The sequence below is a fragment of the Allobosea sp. WAO genome (assembly GCF_001509835.1).
GTDB lineage: Bacteria > Pseudomonadota > Alphaproteobacteria > Rhizobiales > Beijerinckiaceae > Allobosea.
Genome location: NZ_JXTJ01000006.1, coordinates 414,588 through 438,772 on the forward strand (window position 1 = coordinate 414,588; position 24,185 = coordinate 438,772).

Annotated in this window: 28 protein-coding genes; 19 read left to right on the top strand and 9 right to left on the bottom strand. The window is 67.7% G+C overall.

Features of this window, described 5'->3' with window-relative positions:
- Positions 1-80: 80 nt before the first annotated feature.
- Together DK26_RS29515 and DK26_RS11045 are read left to right on the top strand one after the other, a co-directional pair.
- On the top strand, positions 81-284 hold the full coding sequence (locus DK26_RS29515) for a hypothetical protein (protein ID WP_210179282.1): 204 nt from the start codon (positions 81-83) through the stop codon (positions 282-284).
- The gene (locus DK26_RS11045; RefSeq protein WP_066471803.1) at positions 281-2,125 is read left to right on the top strand and encodes an aminopeptidase P family protein; all 1,845 of its coding nucleotides are present in this window, start codon (positions 281-283) and stop codon (positions 2,123-2,125) included. The genes DK26_RS29515 and DK26_RS11045 overlap by 4 nt, the downstream gene beginning before the upstream one ends.
- Before the next feature lie 114 nt (positions 2,126-2,239).
- Here the strand turns inward: DK26_RS11045 and DK26_RS11050 are convergent, their stop codons facing one another.
- From DK26_RS11050 to DK26_RS11075, 6 genes are all read right to left on the bottom strand, one after another.
- Complete coding sequence (locus DK26_RS11050; protein ID WP_066471812.1) at positions 2,240-2,539, bottom strand: AzlD domain-containing protein; 300 nt, start codon at positions 2,537-2,539, stop codon at positions 2,240-2,242.
- The gene (locus DK26_RS11055) at positions 2,536-3,249 is read right to left on the bottom strand and encodes an AzlC family ABC transporter permease (protein WP_066471814.1); all 714 of its coding nucleotides are present in this window, start codon (positions 3,247-3,249) and stop codon (positions 2,536-2,538) included. Before DK26_RS11055 ends, DK26_RS11050 begins: the two co-directional genes overlap by 4 nt.
- 25 nt (positions 3,250-3,274) lie before the next feature.
- Positions 3,275-4,138 (bottom strand): AraC family transcriptional regulator, encoded by an 864-nt coding sequence (locus DK26_RS11060; RefSeq protein ID WP_066471816.1) that lies wholly within the window; start codon positions 4,136-4,138, stop codon positions 3,275-3,277.
- 157 nt (positions 4,139-4,295) lie between these two features.
- Entirely contained in the window at positions 4,296-5,174 is an 879-nt protein-coding gene (rfbA, locus tag DK26_RS11065) for a glucose-1-phosphate thymidylyltransferase RfbA (protein WP_066471819.1), read from the bottom strand.
- Between the two features lie 11 nt (positions 5,175-5,185).
- Entirely contained in the window at positions 5,186-6,079 is an 894-nt protein-coding gene (rfbD, locus tag DK26_RS11070; protein ID WP_066472621.1) for a dTDP-4-dehydrorhamnose reductase, read from the bottom strand.
- A 58-nt stretch (positions 6,080-6,137) separates the two neighbouring features.
- Complete coding sequence (locus DK26_RS11075; RefSeq protein ID WP_066471822.1) at positions 6,138-7,049, bottom strand: LysR substrate-binding domain-containing protein; 912 nt, start codon at positions 7,047-7,049, stop codon at positions 6,138-6,140.
- 95 nt (positions 7,050-7,144) lie between these two features.
- On the opposite strand from DK26_RS11075, the gene argH reads away from it, so the two are divergent.
- The 7 genes from argH (at position 7,145) to DK26_RS11110 (ending at position 12,753) form a co-directional block, all read left to right on the top strand.
- Positions 7,145-8,560: an argininosuccinate lyase gene (argH, locus tag DK26_RS11080; RefSeq protein WP_066471824.1), complete on the top strand. Its 1,416-nt coding sequence runs from the start codon at positions 7,145-7,147 to the stop codon at positions 8,558-8,560.
- The gene (locus DK26_RS11085) at positions 8,557-9,450 is read left to right on the top strand and encodes an amino acid ABC transporter permease (protein ID WP_066471826.1); all 894 of its coding nucleotides are present in this window, start codon (positions 8,557-8,559) and stop codon (positions 9,448-9,450) included. Before argH ends, DK26_RS11085 begins: the two co-directional genes overlap by 4 nt.
- The gene (locus DK26_RS11090; RefSeq protein WP_066471829.1) at positions 9,447-10,226 is read left to right on the top strand and encodes an amino acid ABC transporter ATP-binding protein; all 780 of its coding nucleotides are present in this window, start codon (positions 9,447-9,449) and stop codon (positions 10,224-10,226) included. The genes DK26_RS11085 and DK26_RS11090 overlap by 4 nt, the downstream gene beginning before the upstream one ends.
- A 44-nt stretch (positions 10,227-10,270) precedes the next feature.
- Complete coding sequence (locus DK26_RS11095; protein ID WP_066471831.1) at positions 10,271-11,101, top strand: ABC transporter substrate-binding protein; 831 nt, start codon at positions 10,271-10,273, stop codon at positions 11,099-11,101.
- Positions 11,102-11,222: 121 nt separating this feature from the next.
- Positions 11,223-11,483: an AbrB/MazE/SpoVT family DNA-binding domain-containing protein gene (locus DK26_RS11100; RefSeq protein ID WP_244494940.1), complete on the top strand. Its 261-nt coding sequence runs from the start codon at positions 11,223-11,225 to the stop codon at positions 11,481-11,483.
- Positions 11,480-11,875 carry a type II toxin-antitoxin system death-on-curing family toxin gene (locus tag DK26_RS11105; RefSeq protein ID WP_066471833.1) on the top strand — a complete coding sequence of 132 codons (396 nt, stop codon included), beginning with the start codon at positions 11,480-11,482 and terminating at the stop codon, positions 11,873-11,875. Before DK26_RS11100 ends, DK26_RS11105 begins: the two co-directional genes overlap by 4 nt.
- Positions 11,872-12,753, top strand: a complete 882-nt coding sequence (locus DK26_RS11110; RefSeq protein ID WP_066471839.1) for a 3-keto-5-aminohexanoate cleavage protein — start codon at positions 11,872-11,874, stop codon at positions 12,751-12,753. The genes DK26_RS11105 and DK26_RS11110 overlap by 4 nt, the downstream gene beginning before the upstream one ends.
- Here DK26_RS11110 and DK26_RS11115 read toward each other — a convergent pair.
- Positions 12,737-14,197, bottom strand: a complete 1,461-nt coding sequence (locus DK26_RS11115) for a PLP-dependent aminotransferase family protein (RefSeq protein WP_157089616.1) — start codon at positions 14,195-14,197, stop codon at positions 12,737-12,739. The genes DK26_RS11110 and DK26_RS11115 overlap by 17 nt on opposite strands.
- A gap of 99 nt (positions 14,198-14,296) precedes the next feature.
- Here DK26_RS11115 and DK26_RS11120 point away from each other — a divergent pair, with 99 nt between their 5' ends.
- The 10 genes from DK26_RS11120 to DK26_RS11165 all read left to right on the top strand — a co-directional run bounded on the left by DK26_RS11120 (position 14,297) and on the right by DK26_RS11165 (position 22,730).
- The gene (locus DK26_RS11120; protein ID WP_066471842.1) at positions 14,297-14,932 is read left to right on the top strand and encodes an FMN-binding negative transcriptional regulator; all 636 of its coding nucleotides are present in this window, start codon (positions 14,297-14,299) and stop codon (positions 14,930-14,932) included.
- Entirely contained in the window at positions 14,929-15,708 is a 780-nt protein-coding gene (locus tag DK26_RS11125) for a YggS family pyridoxal phosphate-dependent enzyme (RefSeq protein ID WP_066471843.1), read from the top strand. Before DK26_RS11120 ends, DK26_RS11125 begins: the two co-directional genes overlap by 4 nt.
- 78 nt (positions 15,709-15,786) lie before the next feature.
- A complete protein-coding gene (locus DK26_RS11130) occupies positions 15,787-17,151 on the top strand; it encodes an AarF/UbiB family protein (protein ID WP_066471844.1) in 1,365 nt (454 codons plus the stop codon).
- A 63-nt stretch (positions 17,152-17,214) separates the two neighbouring features.
- Positions 17,215-17,838 (top strand): hypothetical protein, encoded by a 624-nt coding sequence (locus DK26_RS11135; protein WP_066471846.1) that lies wholly within the window; start codon positions 17,215-17,217, stop codon positions 17,836-17,838.
- 164 nt (positions 17,839-18,002) lie between these two features.
- A complete protein-coding gene (locus tag DK26_RS11140; protein WP_066471848.1) occupies positions 18,003-18,290 on the top strand; it encodes an aa3-type cytochrome c oxidase subunit IV in 288 nt (95 codons plus the stop codon).
- A gap of 23 nt (positions 18,291-18,313) precedes the next feature.
- The gene (locus DK26_RS11145; protein WP_066471850.1) at positions 18,314-19,453 is read left to right on the top strand and encodes a Re/Si-specific NAD(P)(+) transhydrogenase subunit alpha; all 1,140 of its coding nucleotides are present in this window, start codon (positions 18,314-18,316) and stop codon (positions 19,451-19,453) included.
- A 25-nt stretch (positions 19,454-19,478) separates the two neighbouring features.
- Positions 19,479-19,910: an NAD(P) transhydrogenase subunit alpha gene (locus tag DK26_RS11150; RefSeq protein ID WP_066471851.1), complete on the top strand. Its 432-nt coding sequence runs from the start codon at positions 19,479-19,481 to the stop codon at positions 19,908-19,910.
- A 4-nt stretch (positions 19,911-19,914) separates the two neighbouring features.
- Positions 19,915-21,321 (top strand): NAD(P)(+) transhydrogenase (Re/Si-specific) subunit beta, encoded by a 1,407-nt coding sequence (locus DK26_RS11155; protein WP_066471854.1) that lies wholly within the window; start codon positions 19,915-19,917, stop codon positions 21,319-21,321.
- A gap of 66 nt (positions 21,322-21,387) precedes the next feature.
- On the top strand, positions 21,388-21,870 hold the full coding sequence (locus DK26_RS11160; protein WP_066471856.1) for a GNAT family N-acetyltransferase: 483 nt from the start codon (positions 21,388-21,390) through the stop codon (positions 21,868-21,870).
- Positions 21,867-22,730: an alpha/beta fold hydrolase gene (locus DK26_RS11165; protein ID WP_066471863.1), complete on the top strand. Its 864-nt coding sequence runs from the start codon at positions 21,867-21,869 to the stop codon at positions 22,728-22,730. The genes DK26_RS11160 and DK26_RS11165 overlap by 4 nt, the downstream gene beginning before the upstream one ends.
- Positions 22,731-22,837: 107 nt before the next feature.
- Here DK26_RS11165 and DK26_RS11170 read toward each other — a convergent pair whose 3' ends face one another.
- Both DK26_RS11170 and rpsU read right to left on the bottom strand, forming a co-directional pair.
- Positions 22,838-23,695 (bottom strand): tetratricopeptide repeat protein, encoded by an 858-nt coding sequence (locus tag DK26_RS11170; RefSeq protein WP_066471865.1) that lies wholly within the window; start codon positions 23,693-23,695, stop codon positions 22,838-22,840.
- Between the two features lie 161 nt (positions 23,696-23,856).
- The gene (gene rpsU, locus DK26_RS11175; RefSeq protein ID WP_066471867.1) at positions 23,857-24,120 is read right to left on the bottom strand and encodes a 30S ribosomal protein S21; all 264 of its coding nucleotides are present in this window, start codon (positions 24,118-24,120) and stop codon (positions 23,857-23,859) included.
- Between the last annotated feature and the right edge of the window lie 65 nt (positions 24,121-24,185).

Below are 24,185 nucleotides of genomic sequence, written 5' to 3' on the forward strand. Positions count from 1 at the left end.
GGACAGTCCCGGTCGCTTCCTCGTTCTCTTATGGCAGCAAGATGGGCCTTCTTCGCACTTGCGAGAAGATGTGTTCGCATATGCACAACATGCAAAAAGCGCATAACAAAAACCGCAAGCCGTTAATCATTGCAAAATATTGCATAACGAACCGACAGAGCGCCCAATCGGAGGTCAGCCGAAGCCTGCTGTGTGAGCGCGGCGAAAATGCCGGATTTGCACTGGCCTTTGACCGGCCGGCGCGCCAGCATGGCCGGATATCGCAGCTTCCGGACCCGACATGACCGCCTCGATCCCCGCCCAGGCCTCACCTCCCCACTTCCAGTCCTTTTCCGAGCCGAGCGATCCGTCGCAGGTCGCGCCCCGGGTCGCGGCCCTGCGCGCCGCCCTCGCGCGCCATGGGCTGGCGGGCTTCATCGTGCCGCGCGCCGATGAGCACCAGGGCGAGTACGTTCCCGCTCACATGGCGCGCCTCGCCTGGCTCAGCGGCTTCACCGGTTCGGCCGGCAATGCGGTGGTGCTGGCCGACAAGGCCGCGCTGATCGTCGATGGCCGCTACACCATCCAGTCCGCCGAGCAGACCGACACCGCCGTGATCACGCCGGTCAGGATGGAGGAGACGCCGCTCGACAAATGGGTGGCGGCAAACCTCCCCGCCGGCGGCAAGCTCGGCTACGATCCCTGGCTGCACACCGTCGACGGCGTCGCCAAACTGGAAAAGGCCGTCGCGGCGGCCGGCGGCATGCTGGTGCCGGTGACGCCGAACCCGATCGACGCGCTCTGGAGCGACCGCCCTGCCCCGCCATCGGCGCCGGTCAAGGCACATCCCGCCGCCTACGCCGGCGAGGACGCGGCGAGCAAGCTCGCCCGCATCCAGGAAGCGCTCGGCAAGGACAAGGTTGATGCGCTGGTCCTCTCGGATCCGCATGCGCTGGCCTGGACCTTCAACATCCGCGGCGGCGATGTCGAGCACACGCCGCTGCCGCTCGGCTACGCCATCGTGCCGCGCGAGGGCCGGCCGACCGTCTTCCTGGCACCGGAGAAGATCACCAACGAGGCCGGCGACGCCATCGGCGCGCTCGGCGAGATCGCTCCGCCACAGGCACTGGAGGAGCAGCTCAAGGCGCTCGGCGCGCGCAAGGCCAAGGTGCGCCTCGATGCGACCACCGCCGCGGCAGCACTGGCGACCCTGATCCGCGAGGCCGGCGGCACGCCGGAAGCCGGAACCGATCCTGTTGCGCTCATGAAGGCGCGCAAGAACGAGGCCGAGCTCGACGGCGCCCGCGCGGCGCATCTGCGCGACGGCGCCGCCATGGCCCGCTTCCTCTCCTGGCTCGCGCGCGAGGCGCCGAAGGGCGGCCTCACCGAGATCGACGCGGTGGCGGCACTGGAGGCCGAGCGCCGCAGCAGCGGCCTGCTCAAGGACGTGTCCTTCACCACCATCGCCGGCGCCGGGCCGAACGCCGCCCTCCCGCATTACCGCGTCACCGATTCGAGCAACCGCGCCATCGAGCCCGGCATCTTCCTGGTCGATTCCGGCGGGCAGTACGAGGACGGCACCACCGACATCACCCGCACCATGACGGTCGGCGAGCCCAGCCCGGAAATGCGCGACCGCTACACCCGCGTGCTCAAGGGTCATGTCGCGATCTCGCGCGCCGTCTTCCCGAAAGGCACTTCAGGCGCCCAGCTTGACGCCTTCGCCCGTGCTCCACTCTGGCAGGTCGGGCTAGATTTCGACCATGGCACCGGCCATGGCGTCGGCAGCTATCTGTCGGTACACGAGGGCCCGCAACGCCTCTCCAAGCTCGGCACCACGCCGCTTGAGCCCGGTATGATCCTCAGCAATGAGCCGGGCTACTACAAGGAAGGCGCCTACGGCATCCGCATCGAGAACCTGATCGTGGTCGAGGAGCGCTCCATCCCCGGCGGCGACCGCACCATCTACGGTTTCGAGACGATCACCTGGAGCCCCTACGAGCGCGCCCTGATCGAGCCCGCTTTGCTCGACGAAGGCGAGCGCGCCTGGATCGACGCCTATCATGCCGAGGTCTGGAAGAAGATCGGCCCGCTGGTCGAAGGCGAGACCAAGGCTTGGCTGGAGAAGGCCTGCCAGCCGTTGTAACCGCGGCGTACGCCCTCTCCCGTTGCGGGAGAGGGTTGGGGTGAGGGGTCGCGCGGCGCCTTCCGGCTTTGCCGGGCCACCTTCTCTCGCAGGGGGAGAAGGAGACGTCGCGCCTCAGAACAGCGCCCGGAGCCCTACCACGGTCGCAACGCCCACGGCGACGACGCCGAGCAGCGGCAGCCGCGTTGCGGCGAGGCCGGAGACCAACGCCGCGACCGTCTCGATCCAGCCCGTCGCCAACGCGCTCGGCGCGATCACCGCGATCAGCACGGCCGGCGGGATCGCGTCGAAGGCGGCCTGCGCCCGCGGCGTCAGGTTGAGCCGGCCGACCAGGGCGAGCCCGGCGATGCGGGTGAGATAGGTCACCAGCGCCATGCCGAGGAAGGCGGCGAGATTGATCGGATCGAGGCTCATTCGGCCGGGCTTTCGCAAGGTTGCGCGGCGGCTTCGCTGCCGGCGGCGATCCAGGCGGCGGCAAGTCCACTGAGCGCGCCAGCCAGCACATGCCAGGGCGGGCCGGCGAACCGGTAGGCCAACGCCGAGGCGATGCCGGCCGAGGCCACCGTCCAGGCCGTGACGCGCCCCTTCCAGAAGGCGGCGACGAGCGCGATGAACAGCGCGGTGAAGGCGAAATCGGCGCCGTAGCGCTTGGGATCGCCGAGTGCCGCGCCGATGATCGCCCCGGTGGTCGAGGTCAGCAGCCACAGGCAGACGAAGGGAATCGCCATCGCGAACCAGTAGACCGGCGTGATCGGATGCGTGCGTGCCCGCTTCTCTGCCAGCGCCCAGTTCTCGTCGGCCATGTAGTAGAGCCCGAGGAAGGTCTGCGCCCGCGAGAAGCCGGAGAGCTTCGGCGCCAGCGACGCACTCATCAGGATGTGGCGGGCATTGATCAGCGCCGTCGAGAACACCAGCGCCAGGATCGGCGCCGGGCTGGCCCAGAGTTCGACCGCGGCGAACTGCGCGCCGCCGGCGAAGACCAGCGCGCTCATCGCGAAGACCTCGAGCGGAGACAGGCCCTTGCCGGCCGCGAGCGCGCCGAACAGGAAGCCGATCGGCACGGCGGCCAGCGCCGCCGGCCAGATATCGCTCAGCCCTGCGCGGGCTTCATCGGTCCAGGACATTGCTTTGAATCTCTCGGGAACCTGTTCAGGCGAGATGAGCGGCGCGGAAGGCACCCGGCGTCACGCCGAGCCGCGCCTTGAAGGCCCGGGTCAGATGGGCCTGGTCACAGAACCCGGTCGCCACCGCGACCTGCCCCGGCGTATCGCCGCGGCGCAGGCATTCGCGCGCGCGGCGGACGCGGATATCGACGAGATAGGCATGCGGCGTCAGCCCGGTCTCGCAACGGAAGGCCCGGATCAGGTGATGGCGCGGCAGGCCGGAGCGCTTCGCCAACTCGGCCAGCGAGAGATCTTCGTCATAGCGCTGCTCCAGCATCTCGCGCGCCTGCGCGATCGGCCCGCTCTCCCGCCCGAGCCCCCGCACCGTCAGGTCGGCATGGCGGGCGAGGCACCAGCCATAGGCGCGCAGCAGCCCTTCCTCGCCGGCGAGCGCGTCGCCGCCTTCCTCCAGCACGCGGTGAGCGGCGCCGAACAGCGCGGCCCCTTCCGGGTCCCGCACAGTCGGCTCTGCGAAGAACGGCGTGCCGATATCGTTACGGCCGGTCAGCGATGCCGCGACCTCGCGCATCAGCTCGACCGTCGGATAGCTCATCCGGTAGCGATAGCCGCCCTCGCTGGGGGCGCCGTCATGGACGTCGAGCGGCTGGTTGAAGACGATGTCGCCCGCTCCAGCATAGAGCTTGCGGCCGCGCGCATGCCAGATCTCGCAGCCGATCTCGATAGTTCCGATCGCATAGGTGTCGTGGACATGCGGCGCGTAGGCATGGGTGCGGAAGGTCGCCGACAGGAATTCGAGCCCGTCGAAGCGACGCGCCGTGAACAGATGCGCCCGCTCGCCCGACTGGAGCGGGGTCTGCTCCAGTGCCTCGCCCTGTGTGATCAGATCCATGCCGCAAGATAGAGCCGATACCGGCATCCGTGTCTTGAAGAAAAGTGATGGCGACGATCACGCGAGCGTCCCCCGCCTGAGACCCGCCGCTGTGCTTCCCTGAGGCCTCATCCCGCGTAGCGTTCCTCGAGATCAAGGCTCGCATCAGCGAGTGGAATCAGCCCGACTGATCGCGCCCGGCCAGCCCCAGCAGATATTGCCCGTAGCCGCTCTTCGCGAGTGCCTGGCCGAGCGCGTGTAACTGCTCGCGGCCGATCCAGCCATTCTCGAAGGCGATCTCCTCCGGACAGGCGATGCGGAAACCCTGGCGGCGCTCCAGCGTGCGCACGAATTCGGAGGCCTCGACGAGGGAATCCGGCGTGCCGGTGTCGAGCCAGGCATAGCCGCGGCCGAGGCGCTCGACGTTGAGCGCCCCGCGCTCGAGATAGGCGAGGTTGACGTCGGTGATCTCAAGTTCCCCGCGCGCCGATGGCTTGAGCTTGCGGGCGATCTCGACGACCTCCGCGTCGTAGAAATAGAGCCCGGTCACGGCCCAGTGCGAGCGCGGGACCTTGGGCTTTTCCTCGATCGAGAGCGCCTTGCCGGCGGCGTCGAAGGAGACGACGCCGTAGCGCTCGGGATCGCTGACGCGATAGGCGAAGACGGTGGCGCCCTGCTGGCGTGCCGCGGCGCGGCGCAGCACCTCGGTCAGACCGTCGCCATAATAGAGGTTGTCGCCGAGGATCAGGGCCGAGGGGCCGCCGGCGACGAAATCGGCTCCGATCTGGTAGGCCTGCGCTAGCCCTTCCGGCTTCGGCTGCACGGCATAGGAAAGCTTCAGGCCCCAACGTTCCCCGGTGCCGAACAGCGCCTCGAAGCGCGGCGCGTCCTCCGGCGTCGCGATGATCAGGATCTCCCGGATGCCGGCGAGCATCAGCGTCGACAACGGATAATAGATCATCGGCTTGTCGTAGACCGGCAGGAGCTGCTTCGACGTCACCATCGTCATCGGGTGAAGCCGCGTGCCGCTGCCGCCGGCGAGGATGATGCCTTTCACGCGCGTTTCCTTCAGCGTTCGGAGCCGGTGAGCAGCCGGGCCACGCAATCCTCTACGGAAACCTGCCAGTGTGGCAGGCGCAAGCCGTAGCGTGCTTCCAGCCGGCCGCAATCGAGCCGGGAATTTGCCGGCCGGCGGGCGGGGGTCGGGTAATCGGCGGTGGTGATCGGCTTGACCCGCACGGAAGGGCCGCCAAGCCTTGCGGAAGCCGCGAAGACCGCCTCGGCGAGGCCGGCCCAGCTGGTCTCGCCGCTGCCGGCGGCATGGAAGGTCCCGCGCAGCTCGGCATTCCCGGGTTCATTGACCAGACGGCGCGCAATCGCGATCACCGCTTCCGCGAGATCGGGGGCGTAGGTCGGTGTGCCGACCTGGTCGGCGACGACGCCGATCTCCTCCCGGCTTTCGGCCAGGCGCAGCATGGTCTTCACGAAATTTGCGCCATAGGGGCTGTGGACCCAGGCGGTGCGCAGGATGACGTGGTTGTCGCCTGCCGCCGCGATGGCCTGCTCGCCAAGAAGCTTGGAGCGGCCATAGGCGCCGAGCGGGCCTGTCGCGTCGTCCTCTCGCCAGGGGCGGGGAAGGGCTCCGTCGAAGACATAGTCGGTGGAGATCTGGATCAGCGGCAGGCGTAGCGCATGGGCCGCGTCGGCGACCGCCCGTACGCCGGTGGCGTTGATCGCCATGGCGAGCTCCGGCTCGCTCTCAGCCTTGTCGACGGCGGTATAAGCGGCGGCGTTGACGATGCAGTCGGCCCGCACGCGCTCGATCACTGCGTGGATGTCGGCGGGCCGCTCCAGGTCCAGGTCCGGCCGCCCGAGCGTGACGACCTCGACGTCCGTGGCCGTCGCGTTGGTGAGCAAGGATCGAACGAGCTGTCCGGTGGTGCCGGTCACGGCAATGCGCATCATGCCTTCGCCATCTCGAGTGCCGGGCGGCTCGGTTTAGAGCAAGGCTCGGCCGGCCTCAACCGCTGGCCTCCGCCTCGAAGCGGGCCGCTTCCTCGCGCAGCCAGCCGACCAGCGCCTCGACGCCGGCGCCGCGCTGTCCCCGCGGGTTGAGCGTCATCCAGCAGCCGACGGTGCTGTCGAAACCGAGGCTGAGCGGGTTGACCAGCGTGCCCGAGGCCAGTTCCTCGGTGACGTAGCAGCGCGGCGCCAGCGCGACGCCAAGCCCCGCCATGGCGGCACGGATGATCACCGAATAATAGCCATAGCGTACCGTGTGCGCTGGGACAGCGCCACGCAGGCCGTGCGCCTCGGTGAACTCGGCCCAGAAGGCCGGCATCTGGAAATGCTGCAGCAGCGTCATCTTCTGGATGTCCGCCGGGCTGGTGAAGCCGCCCATGCGCTCGAGCAGGGCAGGGGCCGCGACCAGAGCCACCTGACGCCCGAACAGATAATGCGCCTCGCGGTCGGGCCAGGGGCCGGTGCCATGGACGATATCGATATCGGAGTCTTCGGTCTGGCTCTCGCTGATGAAATTGGTGAACTGCACGTCGATCTCGGGATGCGCCTGGGCGAAGCTCGGAAAGCGCTCCATCAGCCAGCGCTCGCCGGCGATCGCGACGAGGTGCAGCCGGATCGGCCGGCCGAGCGCGGCTCTTTCGGCGATACGCCGGGCACCACGCTCCATCTGCTCGATCGCCGCCTCGGCATAGGGCCGGTAGATCCTGCCGGCCTCGGTGGCTTTGAGGCCGATAGGGCTGCGCTCGAACAGGGCGATGCCAAGATGCTCCTCCAGCGCCTGGATCTGCTTGGAGACCGCGCTCTGGGTCAGGTGTACGGCTGAAGCTGCCTTCGCCGTCGATCCCAGCCGCGCCACGGCAAGGAAGACCCGCAGTGCCGTGGTCGAGGGCGGGAGATTCGGGCTCGCCAATCAGATATTCCTTTTACGACTATCCTGCCGGAGATCGTTTCGTTTGCCGGGGTCGGGGTCAAGCGACAGTCTTTAGAGAAGGGGAGACCGTCAGCATGAATCAGACCACGCGCCTCTGGGGTGGCCGCTTCCGCAAGCCGCCGGACCCGCGGATGATGCGGCTTTCCAGCGCCGCTGGCGCCTATTCGCGCCTCGCGCCCCAGGACATCGCCGGCGGCAAGGCCCATGCGGCCGAGCTCGAGCGGGCCGGGCTGCTGAGCCCTGACGAGGCGAAGCTCATCGTCGCGACGCTCGATGGCATCGCCGGCGAGTTCGCGGCCGGGACGTTGCTGCCCGGGCCCGAGGACGAGGATATCCACACCTTCATCGAGCGCGTCCTGACGGCGCGCATCGGCGCGACGGGCGCCAAGCTCAGGGCCGGGCGCTCGCGCAATGACCAGGCCGCCAACAATCTCAAGCTCTATCTGCGCGAGCAGTCGCGGTTGATCGGCACGATGCTGGCCGAACTGCTGGAGGCGCTGGCCGGACAGGCTGAGCAACATGCCGCCTCCGTCTGCCCAGGCTTCACCCATCTGCAGAGCGCCCAGCCGGTGACCTTCGGCCATTGGCTGATGGCGCATGGCCAGGCGCTGTCGCGTGACGCGACCCGGCTGCAGGACTGGGACAGGCGCTCGACCCAGTCGCCGCTCGGCGCGGCGGCCCTAGCCGGCTCGGCGATCGCGCTGACACCGGAGCTGAGCGCCAAAGCGCTCGGCTATGAGGCGCCGTGCGAAAACTCGGTCGATGCCGTCGGCGCGCGCGACCATGTCGCGGAATTCCTGTTCGTAGCCGCGATGCTGGCCACCAATCTCTCCCGGCTGGCTGAGGAGGTGACGCTCTGGACCTCGCGCCAATTCGGCTGGGTCGTGCTCGACGATGCCTTCGCCACCGGCTCCTCGATCATGCCGCAGAAGAAGAACCCGGATATCGCCGAGCTTTCGCGCGGCAGGGCGGCGCGGCTGACCGGCGATCTCGTCGCCATGCTGGGCGCGCTGAAGGGCCTGCCTCTCGCCTATAACCGCGATCTCGCCGAGGACAAGCGCTCAGCCTTCGACGCGGTCGATGTGCTTGGCGAGGTGCTGCCGGCCTTCGCCGGCATGGTCGAGACCATGGAAGCGAAGCCGGAGGTGATGCGGGCCCAGGCCGGCGCCGGCTTCGCGCTCGCGACCGAGGTCGCCGACTATCTGGCGCGCAAGGGCGTGCCCTTCGCCGAGGCCCATGAGATATCGGGCTCGCTGGTGCGCTATTGCGAGGAAATGGGCCGAGAACTGGAGCATCTCGACGCGGTCGAGCTGCGCGCCATTGATCCGCGCCTCACAGAGGATGTAAGGGCCTGTCTCACCCTTGATGCTGCGGTGGCCGCCCGCAGCGGTTTCGGCGGCACGGCGCCAGCGCGCGTGGCCGAGCAGATCGCCCGCTTCCGCATCTGGCTGGCAGCTTTTGAAGATTGGACGCGCGGAGCGCAGAGATGACCAGCGCAGTCGGAATTGGAATAGGGCGGGATCTCGCCGGGGTCGCTGGCCTCAAGCTCGTGCCGCGCCGCTATTACGGGCGCTGGGTCGCGGCGGCGCTGATCATCCTGGTGCTGGCCTGGGTCATCAAGGCCTTCGCCGAAGGCCAGATCGACTGGAAGGTCGTCGGGCAGTTCTTCACGGCGCCCGCCATCCTCGCAGGGCTCGTCAACACCATCATCATGACCGTCTGCGCCATGGCGCTCGGCATCGCGCTCGGCGTGATCTTCGCGATCATGTACATGTCGCCGAACCCGGTGCTGCGCGGCGTCGCGCTGTTCTACATTTGGTTTTTCCGCGGCACGCCGCTGCTGCTGCAGCTCCTGCTCTGGTTCAACCTGGCGCTGGTCTTCCCGACGATCGGCATTCCCGGCGTGATCGAATGGCGCACCATCGACGTGATCGGGCCTTTCATGGCGACGCTGCTCGGCCTCGGCATGAACCAGGGCGCCTATACGGCGGAGGTCGTGCGCGGCGGCATCCTCTCGGTCGATGTCGGCCAGACGGAAGCCGCCAAGTCGATCGGCATGACCCGCCTGACGACGCTGCGCCGGATCGTGCTGCCGCAGGCGATGCGGGTGATCATCCCGCCGGTCGGCAACGAGGTGATCAGCATGGTCAAGCTGACCTCGATCGCCAGCGTGATCCAGTTCTCCGAAATCCTGCGCAATGCGCAGACGATCTACTATGCCAACGCCCGCGTCATCGAATTGCTGATCGTCGCCGCCGGCTGGTACCTGATCGTCGTGACCATCCTGCAGATCGGGCAGTTCTTCCTGGAACGTCATTTCTCCAAGGGCCGCGGAGACCGCCGCGCCAAAGTCCAGGTTGCCGAGGAGGCCGGGGCATGAGCACCGCCGCCCAGGACGCCATCGTCACCGCCGCCAACGTCACCAAGCGCTTCGGCGAGTTGCGGGCGCTGAACGATGTCTCTCTGACCATCGCGCCGGGCGCAGTGCAGTGCATCATCGGGCCGTCCGGTTCCGGCAAGAGCACCCTGCTGCGCTGCATCAACCAGCTCGAGAAGATCGACCAGGGCGCGATCTGGGTCGATGGCGAGCTGATCGGCTACCGGATCAAGGGCAATGAGCTGCACGAGCTGAGCGATGCCGAGATCGCGCGCCAGCGGCTTGCGACCGGCATGGTCTTCCAGCGCTTCAATCTGTTCAACCACCTGACCGTGCTGGAGAACATCATCGAGGGTCCGGTCACGGTGCTGAAGCGGCCGCGACAGGAGGCGGTAGCCGAGGCCGAGAAGCTGCTCGCCCGCGTCGGCCTGTCGGAGAAGCGCAATTCCTATCCGATCGAGCTTTCGGGCGGCCAGCAGCAGCGCATCGCGATCGCCCGGGCGCTTGCCATGAAGCCGAAGCTGATGCTGTTCGACGAACCGACCTCGGCGCTAGATCCCGAACTCGTCGGCGAGGTGCTCGCCGTGATGCGCGATCTTGCCGCCAGCGGCATGACGATGATCGTCGTCACCCATGAGCTCGGCTTTGCCCGCGAGGTCGCCAGCGACGTCGTCTTCATGGACAAGGGGGAGATCGTCGAGCGCGGCCATCCGCAGCAGGTGCTGGTCGCGCCGCAGCAAGCCAGGACCCGCGACTTCATCGCCGCTGTCCTCAAGTGAATTCAAGCCAGGCCAGTTCGGCCCGAGAAAACAGGGAGATCACCATGCTTCGCCTTTCGCTCGCCGCCGCGCTCGTCGCCGGTACCGCGCTCGCCGCGCAGGCCCAGGCCCTGCCGGACCGCGTCAAGAACGCCGGCAAGATCGTCATCGCGACCCAGCCGAACTACGCGCCGATCGTCTACAAGGACCCGGCGACCAACACGATGACGGGCTTCGACTACGAGCTCGGCGAGGCGATCGCCAAGGAGCTCGGCGTCAAGGCCGAGTGGCAGGAAACCGCCTTCGCCCAGATGCTGCCCTCGCTGCAGACCGGGCGCGTCGACATGGTGATGGCCGGCATGAGCGACCTGCCGGCCCGTCGCGAGACCGCCGATTTCGTGAACTACCTGGTCTCCGGCGCGCAGTTTTACACGGTCACGGCGCTCGCGGGCTCGATCAAGACCCCCGAGGATCTCTGCGGCAAGACCGTCGGCGCCAGCCGCTCGACCAACTGGCCCCGCCAGATCGGCGAGTGGAGCGAGGCCAACTGCGTCGCCAAGGGCAAGCCGGCGATCAACGTCGTCGGCACGGAAGGCTCGGTCGATGCCCGCACGCAGCTCAAGACGCAGCGCCTGCAGGGCGGCGTCCAGGGCAGCGAGACGATGAGCCACAACCAGAAGCTCGAGCCCAACACCTATGTGGTGCTCGGCACGCCCTTCACCCGCTCGCTGGCCGGCATCCCGTTCCCGAAGACCGCCGAGGGCGGTCAGCTGCGCGATGCGGTCAAGGGCGCGCTGGAGCGACTGCAGGCGAACGGCACCTATGACGCGCTCATCGCCAAGTATGGCCTGCCCGACAACGCCCTGAAGCCGATCTCGGTCAACAAGGGCGAGTGAGCTTGCGGTATCGGCGGGCCGAGAGTTCGGTTCGCCAAACTGCGTGGGATGACGGAGCGGCGCTGACGGGCGCCGCTCTTTCTGTTATACGTCCTGTATAACGCGAGCCTTGGAGCAGGCGATGAACAAGCCCGAAAAGCCCGCCGGCGAGCAGGCCATGGTCCTGCAAGTCCGCAAGATCGGCAATTCGGTCGGCATCATCCTGCCGAAGGAACTGCTGGCGCGGCTGAAGCTGGCGGAAGGCGACAAGCTGACGGTGGTCGAGCAGCCGGAACTCGGCCTGAAACTGACGCGCTACGACGATACCCATGCGCGCGGGCTTGAGATCGCCCGCCGCTCGTTCAAGACCTACGCGAACACCTATCGCGCTTTGGCGAAATGACCGAGCCCATCTGGGTCAGCGTCGAGCTGGTGGTCGATATTCACGCCGAGCAGCTCGCGCTGTTCGGCGGGCCGGCTGGAATTCGCGATCAGGGGCTTCTGGAGTCGGCGCTGGCACGGGCTCCGAACAAGTATTCCTATGGCGAGCATGACCTTGCGGCCCTCGCGGCGACCTACGCTTTCGGTGTTGCGCGCAACCATCCCTTCGTCGACGGCAACAAGCGGGCGGCGTTCGCAAGCATGATTGTTTTTCTCGGTCTCAACGGCATCGATTTCCTGGTGCCCGAGCCGGAAGCCACCGCAGCCATCCTTGCTCTCGCCGCGGGCGAAGTCGACGAAGAGGGGCTGTCGCGCTGGATTCGCGACAACTGGCCAAAGGATACTCCTGCATGAAGACGCCGATCTGGGTCGAGGCCGCGATCAACGGCCCCTGGGGCAAGGAACGCCAGCCCGGCATCCCGATCGCGATCGAGGAGATCGTCGCCGACGGGATCGCCGTCGTCGAGGCGGGGGCGTCGATCGTCCATCTGCATGTCTACGATGTCGAGACCGGCCGCCAGCGCGACGACTGGGAGCTCTATGCCCGGGCGATCGAAGGCATCCGGGCGAAGGTCGATGCCATCGTCTATCCGACCATCCCGATCATGGGCTCGGCCTATGCCGGCGACATGCACGGTTCCGGCCGCTACACGCATCTCGAGGAGCTTGCGAAGCGCGGCCTCGTCGAATGGGGCGTGCTCGATCCCGGCTCCTGCAACTGGATGACCTATGCCGGCATGCCCGCAGGCGAAGCCGGCTTCATCTACCAGAACCCGGGCGAGCATATCCGCGAGGGCATGGAGGTGGCGCAGCGCCACAAGGTGCATCCGAGCTTCGCGATCTACGAGCCGGGCTTCACCCGCCTCGGCGCGGGCCTCGCGAAGGCCTATCCCGGCATGCCGATGCCGATCTACCGGCTGATGTTCTCCGATGCCTTTGCTTGGGGCTTTCCGCCGAAGCTCTTCGGACTCGAGGCGCATCTTGCCTTGCTCGACGAATGCGCGCCCGGTGCTCCGGTGATGATCGCGGGGCTCGGCGTCGAGCTCGGCGCGCTGATCCCGCACGCGGTCGTGCGCGGCGTCCATGTCCGCGCCGGGCTGGAGGACGCGCATTTCGGCGAGACGCGCAGCAATCGGGAGCTGATCGCGGAGCTGGTGGCGCGCGTCGAGGCGGCGGGAGGCCGGCCGGCGAGCGCCGATGAGGTCCGCGCCGACCTCAAGGCGCGGCGCTGAACGCCTCGACCAACTCGGTCAGGATCGCGACACCGCGCTCGATCTCCTGGGGCTCGACGCTGGCGTAGCCGATGACGAGGCCGGCCATGTCCGGCCGGGCGGCGGTCTCGGGAGACATGTAGAGCGGGCCGATCGGGTAGACGCCGATGCCGCGCTCCCGCCCCCGCGCGACGAAGGCGAGTTCATCCGCGGCCGCGATGTCGCGGAACCAGACCACGACATGCAGGCCGGCATCAGCCCCGGCGACGACGACGCGGTCGCCGAGCCGGCGGGCGAGGGCCGCCAGCAGGGTCGCGCGCCGCTCGGCATTGCGCCTGCGGCTGCGGCGGACATGGCGCTCATAGGCGCCGCTTTCGAGCAAGATCGTCAGCGCGTGCTGCTCGAGCCCCGGCGCGTGGCGGTCGGCCAGCGCCTTGGCGGTGGTGAAGACCGGGGCGAGCGCCGGTGGCAGCACGAGATAGCCGAGCCGGATCGTCGGCGAGAGCGCCTTTGAGACGGTGCCGAGATAGATGATCTCGCTGCCCTCGGCGAGCGCGTGAAGCGGCGGGACCGGTGCGATGTCGTAGCGGTATTCGCTGTCGTAGTCGTCCTCGATCACGCAGGCGCCGCAACGACGTGCCCAGGCGAGCAATTCGAACCGGCGGGCGACCGGCATGACCCCGCCGAGCGGGTACTGGTGCGAGGGCGTGACATAGGCGAGCCGGGCGGACAGCGTGGCGAGCCGGTCGGTCCTCAACCCTTCCTGGTCGGCCTCGACCGGGATGGCGATGCCGCCCGCCGCGGCGAAGACCTGCCGTGCCATGCCATAGCAGGGGTCCTCGACGACGAAGCTCTCGCCGGGTTCGAGCAGCAGCCGGGCGCAGAGATCGAGCCCCTGCTGCGAGCCGTTGACGATGACGATCTGCTCCATCTCGCAGCGCAGGCTGCGGGCGCGCCAGAGATAGGCCTGCAGCGCCTGGCGCAGTTCATCCGCGCCAGCCGGCGCATCATAGCTCATCCGCCGCGGCCGCCGGCTCGCCGCCATGGTGACCGCTCGCTTCCAGATGTCGGCCGGGAAATCGGTCGAGGCGAGATCGCCATAGCGGAAATCGGCGACAAGCCCGGAAGGCGCCTGCGGGCGCGCCGGAAGGATTGTCGCAGCGACGCGTTCGCCGAAGCGGGAGAGAGTTGGCCTCGCCTCGTTTGCGCCTGTGTTGGGCACTTCCGGCTTGGCTGCCGCCGGCATTGCTGCGACGCGGGTGCGTGCGCCCTGGCGGCCGGTGAGAAACCCTTCCGAATGCAGCTGCTCATAGGCCGCAGTCACGGTCGTGCGCGAGACCCCGAGCTCGGCAGCGAGCGCCCGAGTCGAGGGCAGGGGTGCGCCTGGGCGATAGACGCCGGAGGCGATCTGCGCCTTCAGCGCGGTGTAGATGCCCCGGGCGCCATGCGGACCAGCCAATGTCACGACAGCACCTCGCTGACTGGACCAGATAAAAATCCTTAAACTGGATATTTTGCGCGGTCCAGTATGGCCTTAGCGTGAAGCCGATCAACAGGACCTGCCATGTACACGCCCCCGGCCTTTCGCGAAGACGATACCCATGTGCTCCATGCGCTGATGCGGGCCGCGCGCCTCTGCAACTTTGTCACGGCGACGCCGCAGGGCCTGATGGCGACGCCGTTGCCGCTGTTCCTCGACGAGAGCGAGGGCGAGTTCGGCACGCTCTACGGTCATCTCGCCCGGGCCAACCCGCAATGGCAGGCGCCGGTGCTGGGCGAAGCGATGGCGATCTTCATGGGGCCGGACGCCTACGTCACGCCGAGCTGGTATGCGGCCAAGCGCGAGCACGGGAAGGTCGTGCCGACCTGGAACTATGTCGCGGTGCAGGCCTCGGGGCCAGTCGAGTTCTTCGACGATCCGGCGCGCCTGCGTGAGGTTGTGACGCGCCTGACGGATCTGCACGAGCGGCCCCGCGTCGAAGCCTGGGCGGTGTCGGATGCGCCGGAGGCCTTCGTCGCGGCGCAGCTGCGCGGCATCGTCGGATTGCGCATGCCGGTCACCCGGCTGATGGGCAAGCGCAAGATGAGCCAGAACCGCAGTGCAGAGGATCGGGCCGGCGTCGCCGCCGGCCTGCGGCAGGGCGAGCGCGCCAGCGACCATGTCGTGGCCGAGTTGGTAGCGGAGGAAGGCGCGTCATGAACATCGCAGCGTCGGTTCCGGGCGACCTCGCAGCTCGTTTCGGCCCCGATCCCGAGGCGATGTTCAGGCAGAACCTCGCCGCCGTCCACGAGCGGATCGCCGCCGCCTGCCGGCGCGCCGGGCGCGATCCGGATTCGGTGCGGCTGCTGCCGATCAGCAAGACCGTGCCGGCTGAGATGCTGCGGCACGCCTTCGCTGCCGGCATCGACCGGTTCGGCGAGAACAAGATCCAGGAGGCGCAGGGCAAGCAGGAGGCGCTCGCCGACCTGCCGGTGGCGTGGAGCATCGTCGGCCATCTGCAGAGCAACAAGGTCCGCCAGCTGACGCGCTTCGCCGTCGAGTTCCATGCGCTGGACAGCTTGAAGCTGGCGGCTTTGCTCGACGCCCGGCTGACGGCGGAAGGGCGCAGCCTCGACGTCTATGTCCAGGTCAACACCTCGGGCGAGGAGAGCAAGTACGGGCTGCATCCCGACGCCTTGAGAGCCTTCGTTGAGGCCTTGCCGGACTTCCCGAGGCTGCGGCCGCGCGGGCTGATGACGCTGGCGCTGTTCAGCGACGAGATGGAGCGGGTTCGGCCGTGCTTTCGCCTGCTGCGTCGGCTCCGCGACGACGTCGTGAAGCTGCATGCCGGCCTCGGCGAGCTCTCCATGGGCATGTCCGGCGACTTCGAGGCAGCGATAGAAGAGGGCGCCAATGTCGTCAGGGTCGGGCAGGCGATCTTCGGCAAGCGCCCGACGGCGAATGGGCTCTACTGGCCCGGGCTGGCGCCGGGTTGAGAAGGGTCGAGGGCTGGAGCTTGGCCGGGGCGGCACCTACATTGGCCGGACAAGCCCGCTCAGGCCCAGCGAGACCCGATGTCCGAACGCGATAGCGAAGCCAACCGATTCTCTGCCCGCGCGGCACGCTATGCCCGTGTCGGCGCCAATGTCGGCGGGGTCGCGGCGCGGATCGCGGGCACGAAACTGTTCGGACTCGAGGGCCGCAACGCGACCAATGCCGAGGCGTTGGCCAAGGCGCTGGGTGGTCTGAAGGGGCCACTGATGAAGGTGGCGCAGCTCGTCGCCACCATCCCCGACGTGGTGCCGCCGGAATACGCCGCCGAGTTGCAGAAGCTGCAATCCGAGGCGCCGCCCATGGGGGCGGCCTTCGTCAAGCGCCGCATGCAGGCAGAGCTCGGCGCCAATTGGCGCGAGCGCTTCCGCGAGTTCGACCTGAAGCCGGCGGCCGCGGCCTCGCTTGGTCAGGTGCACCGTGCCACCTCGCAGGATGGCGCGCCTCTGGCCTGCAAGCTGCAGTATCCCGACATGGAATCGGCGGTCGAGGCCGATATCGCCCAGCTTGAAATCCTGTTCGGACTGCACCGGCGCATGGGCGCGGTGATCGACACCAGCGAGATCGCCAAGGAGATCAGCGCCCGCGTCCGCGAGGAACTCGACTACCGGCGCGAGGCGAAGCACGCGGCGCTCTACCAAGACATGCTCGCCGAAACGCCCGAGGTGCGGGTGCCGGGCGTGGTCGCCGAATTGTCGACGCGCCGGCTGCTGACCATGCACTGGCTGGATGGCGACAAGATCCTTGCCCACAAGCAGGCGAGCCAGGAGGTCCGGGATAGAATCTCGACCGCGATGTTCCGGGCCTGGTGGCGGCCCTTCAGCCATCATGGCGTCATCCATGGCGATCCGCATCTCGGAAACTACACGGTCTTCCAGGAGGCCGGCGAGCCCCGGGGCATCAACCTGCTCGATTATGGCTGCATCCGGATCTTCCCGCCGAGCTTCGTCGGCGGCGTGGTCGACCTCTACCGGGGCCTGCTGGAGGGCGACGAGACGCGCGTCGTCCATGCCTATGAGGTCTGGGGCTTCAAGGGGCTGACCAAGGAGCTGATCGACACGCTCAACATCTGGGCGCGCTTCATCTACGGGCCGCTGCTCGAGGATCGCACCCGCCGCATCGCCGAGGGCGTCAGCCCGGCCGAGTACGGCCGGAAGCAGGCTTTCCAGGTCCATAGCGCGCTCAAGGCGCGCGGGCCGGTGACGGTGCCGCGCGAATTCGTCTTCATGGACCGCGCCGCGATCGGCCTTGGCGGCGTCTTCCTGCAGCTCGACGCCGAGCTGAATTTCCACCGGCTGTTCGAGCAGGAGATCGAGGATTTCAGCGTCGCGCGGGTGGCGGGTGCACAAGAGGCTGCCCTTTCGGCAGCGGGGCTGGCCGGCGCCTGAGCAGCTGCGCCATAATGCCTCATGTCGGCACAAGCCTCGTGCAGTGCGGGCAGGGGGGCGGACATGGCCAGGCAGGGCGCGGAAGCCGAGGCGGAAGCGGGCGAAGAGCGGCGTCGCTACGGGTTGTTCGTGCGGCGCGGCGCCGGTGGGTTTACTCTGAAGCAGAGTGACGAGGGCGTCGGGCTCGACGGCGACCTGCTGTTCTGGAGCACGCCGCAGGGCGAGGTCGCAAGGCCGTTCTCCGAGATCTCAGGCGTGCATCTTTCGACGGCGCATATCGCCCGGCAGGGCGATTTCGGCACCTGTTCCATTGCGTTTTCGGGAGCGCCGCCGCTGATCGTGAGCTCCAGCACGGCCTATGGCTACCCCGACGAGGAACGTAGCCGGGTCTATCGTTCCTTCTTGGAGGACCTGCACGGAACGCTCGCCGCGCGCCTGCCCGGCAAGGTCCGCTATTCCTCCGGCGTCAGCGAGGCGCGCATCGCCTTCATCCAGGTGATGCTGATCGTCATGGGGCTGCTGATGGTCGCCCTGCCGCTCGTGCTGCTGGCGATGACTGGGGAGCTGAGCATGCTTTGGGTCATCTTCGTCGGAGTGGGCTTCGTCTGGGGCTATTTCGGCTGGGTGCAGAAGAACGCGCCGCGAACCTACGAACCCCGCCGGATTCCACCGGAATTGATGCCCTGACGCCGACCTGCCGTGCGCCTTGCGTCCGAACGCCCTGACGCTACGTCGGTTTCGCCCCGCGGTTGCCTAGCAATGAGGCGGGCGGCATGGTGTCATGCGTTGCCATCGGCCGCGCCAGTGCGCTACAGGGCAACAGGATTTTCATAGAGCAGGGACCATTTTTCATGGCCGACCACGGACATCACGCCGCAGACATTCCGCAGATGGACTATGCGGAGCATGAAGGCACCTATCATGGCTTCGTGCGCTTCGCCGAGATCGCCACGGTCGCCTGCCTGACCATCGTCACGGCGCTCGCCGTCGGCGGCACCAAGCATGCCTGGGGCACGGCGATCGTCGGCACCCTGCTGGCGCTGGTCAGCACCGGTGTCGGCATCGCGGCGCCCTCGATCGGCTGGCGCGCTCCGGCCGTGCCGTTCGCCCTGATGCTGCTCGCGCTCCTCCTCCTGTAAAGCCCGAAAGGCCCGGCCTCCCCATGCGCATTGCTGTCCCCGCGGAAACGCAAGGGGCGGAGACCCGCGTCGCTGCGACGCCGGAAACCGTCCGCAAGTTCATCGGCCTCGGTGCCGAGGTCGTGGTCGAGAAAGGTGCCGGCACAACGTCCGGCATCAGCGATGCGGAATATGAGGCGGCCGGCGCCAAAATCGCCGCCAGCGCCGCCGAGGCGGTGGCCGGGGCGGAAATCGTCCTGAAGGTGCGCCGCCCGGCCGAAGCCGAGATCAATGGCCTGCCCGCCGGCGCGCTCGTCGTCGGCATCATGGACCCCTATGGCAGCGAGGCGCAGGTCGAGGCTCTGGCCAAGGCGAACGTCGCCGCCTTCGCCATGGAGTTCATGCCGCGCATCACGCGTGCGCAGGTGATGGACGTTCTGTCCTCGCAGGCGAATCTCGCGGGCTATCGCGCCGTCGTCGACGCCGCAGCCGAATATGGCCGGGCGCTACCGATGATGATGACGGCGGCGGGCACCGTGCCGGCGGCCAAGATCTTCATCATGGGCGTCGGCGTCGCCGGCTTGCAGGCGATCGCCACCGCGCGCCGCATGGGCGCGATCGTCACCGCGACGGACGTGCGACCGGCGACCAAGGAGCAGGTCGAATCGCTCGGTGCCAAGTTCCTCGCGGTCGAGGACGAGGAGTTCAAGCAGGCGCAGACCGCCGGCGGCTACGCCAAGGAAATGTCCAAGGAATACCAGGCCAAGCAGGCCGAGCTGACGGCGAGCCATATCGCCAAGCAGGACATCGTTATCACCACCGCCCTGATTCCCGGACGGCCGGCGCCGAAGCTGATCTCGGCCGCCATGGTTGAGAGCATGAAGGCAGGTTCGGTCATCGTCGACCTCGCGGTCGAGCGCGGCGGCAATTGCGAGCTCGCCAAGCCCGGCGAGACGGTGATGACGGCTAATGGCGTCAAGATCGTCGGCCATCTCAACGTGCCCGGCCGACTGCCTGCGACCTCCTCCAGCCTCTACGCCAAGAACCTCTTCGCCTTCGTCGAGACCCTGATCGACAAGAAGGAGCGGAAGCTCGCGGTGAACTGGGAAGACGAGCTGGTCAAGGCGACCTGCCTGACCAAGGACGGCGCTGTCATCCATCCGAATTTCGCGCCCAAGGCCTGAGCGGCCGACCAGGGAGTGTCACATCATGGCTAATCCGACCCCCGAACAGGCGCTCGAACAGGCCCGCTCGGCCGCCGCGCTTGCCAAGCAGGCCGCCGAGCTCGCCGAGAAGTACGCGGAGCAGGCGGCCCATGCCGCGGGCGCCGCGACCGGCGTCGACCCGACGGTTTTCCGCCTCGCGATCTTCGTCCTCGCCGTCTTCGTCGGCTACTACGTGGTCTGGTCGGTGACGCCGGCCCTGCACACGCCGCTGATGTCGGTCACCAACGCGATCTCCTCGGTCATCGTCGTCGGCGCGCTGCTCGCCGTCGGCGTCCAGGCGGCGCCCGCGATGGGCGACGGGCCGCTCTGGGCCAAGGTGTTCGGCTTCATCGCCCTGGTACTCGCCTCGGTGAACATCTTCGGCGGCTTCCTCGTCACCGAGCGGATGCTCGCGATGTACAAGAAGAAGGGCTGAGCGCATGGCCGCGAACCTCTCCGCCCTGCTCTACGTCGTTTCCGGCGTCCTCTTCATCATGGCCCTGCGCGGGCTGTCGCACCCGACGACCTCGCGCCAGGGCAACCGCTACGGCATGATCGGCATGGCGATCGCCGTGCTGACCACGGTGATCTTCTATCCGCCGGCCGGCTTCTCCGGCTGGCTGCTCGTCATCCTCGGCATCGCGATCGGCGGCGGCTTCGGCGCCTACATGGCCAAGCGCGTGCAGATGACGCAGATGCCGCAGCTCGTCGCCTTCTTCCACTCGCTGGTCGGCCTCGCCGCCGTGCTGGTGGCGGCCGCCGCGCTCTATGCGCCGGAAGCGTTCGGCATCGGCCAGGTCAACAAGATCAAGGCCGCCAGCCTGTTCGAGATGGGGCTCGGTGTCGCGATCGGCGCGATCACCTTCACCGGCTCGATCATCGCCTTCCTCAAGCTCGACGGGCGGATGAGCGGCAAGCCAATCATGCTGCCGCAGCGCCACGCCATCAATATCGGCCTCGGCATTGCGCTCTTCGTGCTGCTCATGTTCTTCCTGAAGAGCGAGAACCATGCCGTCTTTTGGCTGATCGTTCTGGTCTCCTTCGCGCTCGGCATCCTGCTGATCATCCCGATCGGCGGCGCTGACATGCCGGTCGTCGTGTCGATGCTGAACTCCTATTCGGGTTGGGCAGCGGCGGGTATCGGCTTCACGCTCGGCAACATGGCGCTGATCATCACCGGCGCGCTGGTCGGCTCCTCCGGCGCGATCCTGTCCTACATCATGTGCAAGGCGATGAACCGGAGCTTCATCTCCGTCATCCTCGGCGGCTTCGGCGGCGATGAAGCCGCGGCCGGCGCGGGTGGCGCGGTCGAGGCGCGCCCGGTCAAGCAGGGCTCGCCGGACGACGCCGCCTACATCATGAAGAATGCCGGCAAGGTGCTGATCGTGCCGGGGTACGGCATGGCGGTGGCGCAGGCCCAGCACGCGCTGCGCGAGATGGCCGACCTCCTCAAGAAGGAGGGCGTCGAGGTCAAGTACGCCATCCACCCGGTGGCGGGCCGCATGCCCGGTCATATGAACGTGCTGCTGGCTGAGGCCAACGTGCCCTATGACGAGGTCTTCGAGCTCGAGGACATCAACTCGGAATTCGGCCAGGCCGACGTCGCCTTCGTCATCGGCGCCAACGACGTCACCAACCCGGCCGCCAAGACCGACAAGACCTCGCCGATCTACGGCATGCCGATCCTCGACGTCGAGAAGGCCAAGACCGTGCTGTTCATCAAGCGCGGCATGGCGGCGGGCTATGCCGGCGTCGAGAACGAGCTGTTCTTCCGGCCCAACACGATGATGCTGTTCGGCGACGCCAAGAAGGTCACCGACGAGATCGTCAAGGCGATGGCGCACTGAGCCGCCCGCCATAGCAATGTCGCAAAGGGCCGGCTTCGATGCTGGCCCTTTTTTGTTGGAAACTCCATGCCTGAATTGCTGATCCGCTCGTTCCAACCGCAGGACCGCGAGGCGGTCATCGCCCTGCATTGGGAACTCAATCGCCATGAGCAGACCGTCTCCGGCGACCGGGCGCTCGACCGCGAGGATGCCGAGGCCTGCCTCGCCGATGATGAGAAGCAGATGGCGGCGCGCGGCGGCGTCGCGCTGGTCGCCGTGGTCGACGGTGCGATCGCCGGCTATGTCTGCTGCGTCCTTACCGATGGCGGGCCGTTCCTGCGCGCCGATCTGCGGCACCAAGCCTATGTCACGACCCTGGTGGTCGGCGAACCCTATCGCGGACGCGGCGTCGCCGCGGCCCTTCTGGATGAGGCGGAGGGCTATGCGCGCGAGCAGGGCGTCGCTGCGCTGGGGGTCGGTGTGCTCGCCGGCAATGCGGGCGCCGAACGGCTCTACCAGCGCTTCGGCTTCCAGCCGCACGCCGTCGAAATGGTCAAGCGGCTGCGATGAGGCGGTTCCTCGCCATCACCACGATTGCTCTGGCGAGCGCCTATGCCGGCGTGCTGGGGCTGCTCTACATCAAGCAGCGCGATCTGCTCTATCCGCGCAATCCGGCGCGAGCCGAGATCGCGGCGGCCAATCTGCCCGGCGTCGGCGAGGCCCGGCTGACCACGGCGGATGGCGAGACGCTGATCGCCTGGGTGGTGCCGCCGCGCGAGGGCAAGCCCGTGCTGCTGTTCTTCCATGGCAATGCGGGCAATTTCGGTCCGGGCCGGCAGGCCCGGTTCCGGGCGCTGACTGAGGACGGCACCGGGCTGTTCGCGGTGAACTATCGCGGCTATGGCGGTTCGACGGGCGCGCCGAGCGAGGCGGGGCTGGAGCAGGACGCGCTCGCGGCCTATGACGCGGCTGCGGCTCGTTTCGGAGCCGACAGGCTGGTCGGATATGGCGAATCGCTCGGCACCGGGGTGGTGCTCAAGCTCGCCGCCAGCAAGCCGCTCAGGGCCGTGATCCTCGAGGCGCCCTACATGTCGACCGCCGCGGTGGCGCAGCAGGTCTATCCCTTTGTGCCGGTCGCCTTGATGATGCACGACCAGTTCCGCTCGGATCTTGCGATCGGCAAGGTGCGCGGGCCGGTGCTGTTCCTGCATGGCGCGCGCGACACGGTCATTCCCTACAGCCAGGGCGAGGCGTTGTTTGCGCTGGCGAACGCGCCGAAGCGCTTCGTCCGCTTCCCGGAAGGCAATCACGGGAACCTAGTGTCGCAGGGGGCTGTGCCGGAAATCCGGCGCTTCCTAGCCGATCAGGCGGCGGGCGCGCTGCCGGCGAGCGACGTGGTTCTGGCTACGCAGGACGAGCCGCGGCAGTAGGAAGCAATTTGCAGGGAAGCGCGCCGATCCGACCGGCCTCTTGGAATGGCAGGCCGGAAAGGCATTTCTCGGTTGCCCGGCCGGAAATCCCGACCGGGCAGGGTGGCTCACATCCGGAAGATGCCGCCGCCGCCGAGGCGGGCCTGGCCGGCGCGGGCCGTCTGGTTGTTGCCGTCGAGGCCGAGCGCGCGCTGGTAGGCCTCGCTCGCCTCGTTCTTCTTGCCGAGTTTCTCGAAGGCGAAGCCGCGGCCGGCCCAGGCGGCGGCATTGCGGTTGTCGACGTTGAGGGCGGCGGTGAAGTCCTCCAGCGCCGATTCGTATTTGCCGAGCGCGTTGAGGCTCTCGCCACGGGCGATGTAGGGCGGGGCGTTGTAGGGGTTGCGGTCGATCACCGAGTCGAAATCGGTGACAGCGTGCTGGTGCTGGCCTTCCTTCTGGTAGACCAACCCGCGGGCATGGAAAGTCTCGGCCGATTCCGGGTTGAGACGAATCGCGGTGTTGAGGTCAGCCAGCGCCTGCTGGCTGTTGCCCTGGGCACGCAGCAGGTTGGCGCGGCCGACATAGGCCGGGCCGTAGTTCGGATTGGCAGTGGTGGCGCGGGTGAAGTCCTGCAGCGCCGCGTCGTTGCGGCCGGTCTGGCGCAAAGCGAGCGCCCGGTTGGTGAAGGCCGGGGCGAAGTTCGGGTCGAGCTGGGTCGCCTTGCTGAAATCAGAGATCGCGTCCGAATAGCGGCCGATGCGGGCATAGGCGGCACCGCGGGTATTGTAGGCCTGAGGGTCGTTCGGGTTGCGGTTGATGACCTCGGTCAACGAGCCGATGTTGACGCTGGCGTTTTCCGTGTTCTCGGTCTGCAGTTCGGCGATCCCGGCGCCGGAATTCATGCTGACCGTGTCGCAGCCGGCGAGCGCGGCGGCGAGGCCAAGCGCGGTCAGCCAGTTCCTGCCTCGGAAGATGCTCTGTCTCATCGCTCTCGGTCTTGCCCCTTTTCGTAGCGCCAGCTCTCGGCGAAACGTTCGTCTCCGATCAAACGCCCGAAGCGTGACAACTTTTGGTTAATGATGCCGGAAAAAGCAACGACGCCCGCAAAAGCGGGCGGGCGTCAGGCATCATGGACTTGGCTTGCCGGTCAGGGCTGGGCGGGGCGCGATGCGGTCGCTGCGGGGCGCTTCGGCTTCACCGGCGCGGGCAGCAGGCCCTCGCGCTGGAGCTTCTTGCGCATCAGCTTGCGGGCGCGGCGGACGGCCTCGGCCTTTTCGCGTGCCTTCTTTTCGGAGGGCTTCTCGTAGTGACCGCGGAGCTTCATCTCGCGGAATACGCCTTCACGCTGCAGCTTCTTCTTCAGCGCGCGGAGAGCCTGGTCGACATTATTGTCGCGAACGAGAATCTGCACGTTTTTGGTCCGTGGTTACTGGTTGGCCTGGATCGCCGGCGGAGCCCCCTCGAGGAAAACCGCCT

What these genes read in the sequence shown, in the direction of transcription:
- DK26_RS11170 (WP_066471865.1), bottom strand. Translation starts at nt 23,695, where the DNA reads ATGAGACAGAGCATCTTCCGAGGCAGGAACTGGCTGACCGCGCTTGGC.
- DK26_RS11140 (WP_066471848.1), top strand. Translation starts at nt 18,003, where the DNA reads ATGGCCGACCACGGACATCACGCCGCAGACATTCCGCAGATGGACTAT.
- DK26_RS11060 (WP_066471816.1), bottom strand. Translation starts at nt 4,138, where the DNA reads ATGGATCTGATCACACAGGGCGAGGCACTGGAGCAGACCCCGCTCCAG.
- DK26_RS11125 (WP_066471843.1), top strand. Translation starts at nt 14,929, where the DNA reads ATGAACATCGCAGCGTCGGTTCCGGGCGACCTCGCAGCTCGTTTCGGC.
- DK26_RS11045 (WP_066471803.1), top strand. Translation starts at nt 281, where the DNA reads ATGACCGCCTCGATCCCCGCCCAGGCCTCACCTCCCCACTTCCAGTCC.
- DK26_RS11110 (WP_066471839.1), top strand. Translation starts at nt 11,872, where the DNA reads ATGAAGACGCCGATCTGGGTCGAGGCCGCGATCAACGGCCCCTGGGGC.
- DK26_RS11130 (WP_066471844.1), top strand. Translation starts at nt 15,787, where the DNA reads ATGTCCGAACGCGATAGCGAAGCCAACCGATTCTCTGCCCGCGCGGCA.
- DK26_RS11095 (WP_066471831.1), top strand. Translation starts at nt 10,271, where the DNA reads ATGCTTCGCCTTTCGCTCGCCGCCGCGCTCGTCGCCGGTACCGCGCTC.
- DK26_RS11105 (WP_066471833.1), top strand. Translation starts at nt 11,480, where the DNA reads ATGACCGAGCCCATCTGGGTCAGCGTCGAGCTGGTGGTCGATATTCAC.
- DK26_RS11085 (WP_066471826.1), top strand. Translation starts at nt 8,557, where the DNA reads ATGACCAGCGCAGTCGGAATTGGAATAGGGCGGGATCTCGCCGGGGTC.
- argH (WP_066471824.1), top strand. Translation starts at nt 7,145, where the DNA reads ATGAATCAGACCACGCGCCTCTGGGGTGGCCGCTTCCGCAAGCCGCCG.
- DK26_RS11155 (WP_066471854.1), top strand. Translation starts at nt 19,915, where the DNA reads ATGGCCGCGAACCTCTCCGCCCTGCTCTACGTCGTTTCCGGCGTCCTC.
- DK26_RS11050 (WP_066471812.1), bottom strand. Translation starts at nt 2,539, where the DNA reads ATGAGCCTCGATCCGATCAATCTCGCCGCCTTCCTCGGCATGGCGCTG.
- DK26_RS11090 (WP_066471829.1), top strand. Translation starts at nt 9,447, where the DNA reads ATGAGCACCGCCGCCCAGGACGCCATCGTCACCGCCGCCAACGTCACC.
- DK26_RS11055 (WP_066471814.1), bottom strand. Translation starts at nt 3,249, where the DNA reads ATGTCCTGGACCGATGAAGCCCGCGCAGGGCTGAGCGATATCTGGCCG.
- DK26_RS11145 (WP_066471850.1), top strand. Translation starts at nt 18,314, where the DNA reads ATGCGCATTGCTGTCCCCGCGGAAACGCAAGGGGCGGAGACCCGCGTC.
- DK26_RS11120 (WP_066471842.1), top strand. Translation starts at nt 14,297, where the DNA reads ATGTACACGCCCCCGGCCTTTCGCGAAGACGATACCCATGTGCTCCAT.
- DK26_RS11165 (WP_066471863.1), top strand. Translation starts at nt 21,867, where the DNA reads ATGAGGCGGTTCCTCGCCATCACCACGATTGCTCTGGCGAGCGCCTAT.
- DK26_RS11160 (WP_066471856.1), top strand. Translation starts at nt 21,388, where the DNA reads ATGCCTGAATTGCTGATCCGCTCGTTCCAACCGCAGGACCGCGAGGCG.
- DK26_RS11150 (WP_066471851.1), top strand. Translation starts at nt 19,479, where the DNA reads ATGGCTAATCCGACCCCCGAACAGGCGCTCGAACAGGCCCGCTCGGCC.
- DK26_RS29515 (WP_210179282.1), top strand. Translation starts at nt 81, where the DNA reads ATGCACAACATGCAAAAAGCGCATAACAAAAACCGCAAGCCGTTAATC.
- rfbD (WP_066472621.1), bottom strand. Translation starts at nt 6,079, where the DNA reads ATGCGCATTGCCGTGACCGGCACCACCGGACAGCTCGTTCGATCCTTG.
- DK26_RS11100 (WP_244494940.1), top strand. Translation starts at nt 11,223, where the DNA reads ATGAACAAGCCCGAAAAGCCCGCCGGCGAGCAGGCCATGGTCCTGCAA.
- DK26_RS11135 (WP_066471846.1), top strand. Translation starts at nt 17,215, where the DNA reads ATGGCCAGGCAGGGCGCGGAAGCCGAGGCGGAAGCGGGCGAAGAGCGG.